The organism is Chromohalobacter sp. HP20-39, from assembly GCF_033052815.1.
GTDB lineage: Bacteria > Pseudomonadota > Gammaproteobacteria > Pseudomonadales > Halomonadaceae > Chromohalobacter.
On the sequence record NZ_JAWHTP010001153.1, the window covers coordinates 1 to 237 of the forward strand.

1 protein-coding gene is annotated in these 237 nt (G+C 59.9%); it reads right to left on the reverse strand.

Going from position 1 to position 237, the window contains the following annotated elements; genetic code table 11:
* A partial coding sequence (locus tag RVY79_RS21510) for a hypothetical protein (protein ID WP_317466655.1) occupies window positions 1–237 on the reverse strand: 237 nt, incomplete at both ends.

The window sequence follows — 237 nt, forward strand, 5'->3', positions numbered from 1 at the left end:
GATGACCTTCTTGCGCGACATGGCGATCGCGCCCTTGGCAAGGTTCACCGTCACGATCATTGGCAGCATCTCCGGCGTCAGACCGACCGCAACCGCCACGGCAAACAGGAGCGCCTCAAACCAGTTGCCCTTGGTCAACCCGTTGATCAGGAAGACAGTGGGTGCCATCACCAGGATCAACGTCAGCATGAGCCAGGTAAAACGCGTGATGCCGCGATCGAAGCTGGTCTGCACGCG